Raw genomic sequence first — 3584 nt, 5'->3', positions numbered from 1 at the left:
TCCAGATTTTCCTTCTAACCGTAAACTTGCTAAAAATCATGAATTAACACTTAGAAATTTTCTGCGAAAAGATGTGTAATCGGAACTAGAATTTTTGCGTTCAGATTTTCCTTCTAACCGTAAACTTGCTAAAAATCATGAATTAACACTTAGAAAGTTTCTGCGAAAAGATGTGTGATCGGAACTAGCATTTTTGCGTTCAGATTTTCCTCCCAATCGAAAAAGTGCTCTTTAATAAGAACCAAAAATGTTTCGTGTAAAAAATGTGTAATGGTGGCAGTAAATTTTCGGGCGAGTTTATGAATGCTAACGTGTTTGTATATGGTTTGTTGCGTGTTTTAAGCACTAAAGTTAGCAAATAAAAACCGAATAGAAAATCCGCGAGGATTTTCGTAAGTAAGCTAGAACTAGCAATAAATTATATACGGTGTTGGCAGTAGTATTTGTTTTACTAAATGTAAAGTTTGTTTGTCAAATAGTTTTATTTGTTTTACATTTGTTTAAACTTAAATTCGAATATTATGAAAGCAAATTATTTATTTCCCAATAAGTTCAAAAGAATAGGTTGGTTTATTCTTATTCCATCCGCAATTATTGGTTTGATAACACTTATTTATGAATATGAGCCAAGTTTTTTAGATTTCAATGTTCCGGCTATTTTCATAGATGACTTTTTTACGGATAAAAAACTATTCGGAATGGTTAAAAATAATATACTGAATGAAATTTTCGGGATTTTAATTATTATCAGTTCTTTATTTGTCGCTTTTTCTAAAGAAAAATCAGAAGATGAATATATATCAAAAATCAGATTAGAGTCATTGGTTTGGGCTGTTTATGTAAACTATGGAATTCTTTTGTTTTCGTTTTTGTTTATTTTCGATTTTTCCTTTTTATGGGTTATGATATTTAATATGTTCACAGTCTTGTTGTTTTTCATAATTAGATTTAACTGGCAAATTTCCAAACTTAAAAAATCAGCTGATTATGAAGAATAGTATTAAAGTAGAAAGAGCAAAAAAGAATATTACTCAAGCTGAATTAGCAAAATTGGCGAAAGTTAGTAGGCAAACAATTAATGCAATGGAATTAGGTAAATATGTTCCGTCAACAGTTTTAGCTTTAAGGTTAGCTCAAATTTTCGAAGTTGAAATTAGCGAAATCTTTACTTTGGAAGATTCAGATTGGGTTTAGTTTATATTACTGCCAACGTGATTGTATATGGTTTGTTGCGTGTTTCAAGCAACTAATTTAGTAAATAATTACAGACAAAGAAAGTCCGCGAGGACTTTCGTAAGTAAGCGAGAAGCCAGCAATAAATTATATACGGTGTTAGCCACTGGCTTTATATCTCATTTTCATAATTAGTATATTCAGTTGAATTAATATTTTCATTCGCAAAATCATAAACTGATTCCTTGGTATAGTCTCCATTTTCTAAAAAATCACTTCTCCAAAATTTAATATCTTCTCTTAAATACCTGAAATCTAATTTTAAAAACTTTTCTAATTCATTCCGATTTACTTTTGAGTAATATAATTGTTTCTTATTTTCTTTATTTGCAGGAATTCTAATAGTAAGAATTTCCAAATCTGTAAAATCTCTAAATAGTCGAGCACTTTCCTTTATTATCTTTTTGAAAGCATAATATTCCGTATTTGCAAAACCTTCTTTAAAAGTAATTATTCTTTTATTATAATCTGATTTGCTCAAATCGAAATAACCTGAATTCTGCTTTGCTCTTTTAAAAAATTCATATTTTGATAATTCAAGGTTTCTTATTTTCTGGTTTACGAAATAATCAAAAGTCAACTTGATTTTTTCTAATTCGTCAAACTCGATAATGTCAAGTCTTAAATTCCGAACATTAGCTCTGTTTTTTGCTGATGAACTAAATCCTTTGTTAGTAATTATTAATCCAAAATTAGCTTTAGTATCTTCTAACATACCAAGAAAACTTTCTATGATTTTTATGTCAATATTTTTCGAGAAGTGTTTACAGTCGATTATTCCGAGAATTTTATTCCCCCCAATATTTCCTCGAATAGAAATATCAATTTGTCTATCTATTCTGCTATGTTTTCCGAAAATTCTATCGTCAAATTCAAATTCACAGTCAGTAAATACCGAAGTTAACTCTTGATGAATTTGTCTTTCGTATTTTCTCCAAGTTTTATCTTCTATCGACATTTTCTTTTGCTTGTGGCTAACGGTTTTGGCTAGGCTTAGTGCGGGAAGAAAATCGCTAAGATTTTCGAACACGGACTAAGCCGAAGCTTTTTGTTTGGATTTGTTTCTTTGGTTTTCACAAAGCCAAATCAACAAGATTTGGCGACTTAGTAAATATACACAAAACTTTGAGAAAGCACAGAACCCGTATTAAGTTTAGCCGGTGTTGTGTAACGTTTTTTCAGTGTTATAAATAGATTTGATGATTTAAAACTTCATTCCTAAACTTTTGAATCATTTCTTTTTTATCAATTATTTCGTGTTGTTCTTTTAAATCTAAAACAGAAGATATTTCCATATCTAAATTTTCAAAATATAAGTTTCTTACACTTTCAGAAGGATAAATTTTAATTAAACTCTCAATTTTATCGTTGTTCAAATCAAGTCTAAGCAAAGGATAAAAATTATTTAATTCATATTTAAATAAACTTTCTTCATTACTCCAAATAACCCATATTGTTTTGTCATTTATATATCCTAAAACTTTAACATTATTTTTTATATTATATAATTTGTCAAAAGGAGAATAGATGTGTAATTGATTAAAAATACTTTTCGTCATTTTTTTATTTTCAATTTTAACGACCGTTATTTTTATTGTTGTTTCTTTCGTAAATATTTTATCAATGTTCATTGCGTTTGAAGTTTTGTTTATTTTTCTAGAATAATAGTTTTTTCGTATTAATCATTTTTTGTTTTAATAAATACATCTTGATTTTCTAGGACAAAATAGTACATTCCTACAGTTGTGAAAAACCATAGTAAATAGGGTTCAAATTCAGTCGTTTTTCTGAAAAATATTTCTCTAATTAACCAAAACCAAGCATAAATATTAAACGAAATAACGTAAATTCTTTTAACCCATAAGATAATTATCGGTTTAATTCGTTCTTGTTCTTTATGGAAATCGTTTTTTTTCATATGTTACACAACGGTTTTGTATAAAAATCAGTTTGTGAGAAAATAGGCTTAGCCTTTTCGAGCGTACTGATTTGACTTGGTTTAAAAGTACAGAACATTGGGAAAGAAACCAAACACAAATTGTTTTTATGCGTTGTTAGCTTTTACAGTTTTAAGTTTCGTGATTATTTGAACTTTCAAAGAATAAAAAACTTAGCATAGTTACTAAAGTTCAGCGTTGCAACTGCTTCATTAAACGGCACGAGTAATTTCAATAATTTAAGAACTTTCTTAAAATTTTCATTTTCAGTTTTAAAAGACTTTCAAGGAGCATTTTGTTGCGTAGCTACAGTTTCATTAAACGCAAGAGTTGTTTGAGCGTTGCTACTTTAAATTCAGCGTAACGACGATTTTCAAAAAGAAATCTTTCAGTTCTTGTAAATTTCTCAGCAAG

5 protein-coding genes are annotated in these 3584 nt (G+C 28.4%); 2 read left to right on the top strand and 3 right to left on the bottom strand.

Translation table 11 applies throughout. The features are described from left to right. The first annotated feature begins 521 nt into the window (after nt 1-521). The gene (locus Q4548_RS16480; RefSeq protein WP_303457080.1) at nt 522-998 is read left to right on the top strand and encodes a hypothetical protein; all 477 of its coding nucleotides are present in this window, start codon (nt 522-524) and stop codon (nt 996-998) included. Further along, complete coding sequence (locus Q4548_RS16475) at nt 988-1194, top strand: helix-turn-helix transcriptional regulator (RefSeq protein WP_072353295.1); 207 nt, start codon at nt 988-990, stop codon at nt 1192-1194. The genes Q4548_RS16480 and Q4548_RS16475 overlap by 11 nt, the downstream gene beginning before the upstream one ends. A 151-nt stretch (nt 1195-1345) precedes the next feature. On the opposite strand, the gene Q4548_RS16470 is transcribed toward Q4548_RS16475, so the two are convergent. The 3 genes from Q4548_RS16470 to Q4548_RS16460 all read right to left on the bottom strand — a co-directional run bounded on the left by Q4548_RS16470 (nt 1346) and on the right by Q4548_RS16460 (nt 3151). Beyond that, nucleotides 1346-2191: a restriction endonuclease gene (locus tag Q4548_RS16470; RefSeq protein ID WP_303457077.1), complete on the bottom strand. Its 846-nt coding sequence runs from the start codon at nt 2189-2191 to the stop codon at nt 1346-1348. A gap of 226 nt (nt 2192-2417) precedes the next feature. Continuing rightward, complete coding sequence (locus tag Q4548_RS16465; RefSeq protein ID WP_303457075.1) at nt 2418-2864, bottom strand: hypothetical protein; 447 nt, start codon at nt 2862-2864, stop codon at nt 2418-2420. 47 nt (nt 2865-2911) lie between these two features. Further along, nucleotides 2912-3151 (bottom strand): hypothetical protein, encoded by a 240-nt coding sequence (locus tag Q4548_RS16460; protein ID WP_303457073.1) that lies wholly within the window; start codon nt 3149-3151, stop codon nt 2912-2914. Between the last annotated feature and the right edge of the window lie 433 nt (nt 3152-3584).

The sequence above is a fragment of the Wenyingzhuangia sp. 2_MG-2023 genome (assembly GCF_030548295.1).
Lineage (GTDB): Bacteria > Bacteroidota > Bacteroidia > Flavobacteriales > Flavobacteriaceae > Wenyingzhuangia.
Note: the sequence above shows the minus strand (reverse complement) of the source record. Positions and strands in the feature narration are given on the sequence as shown.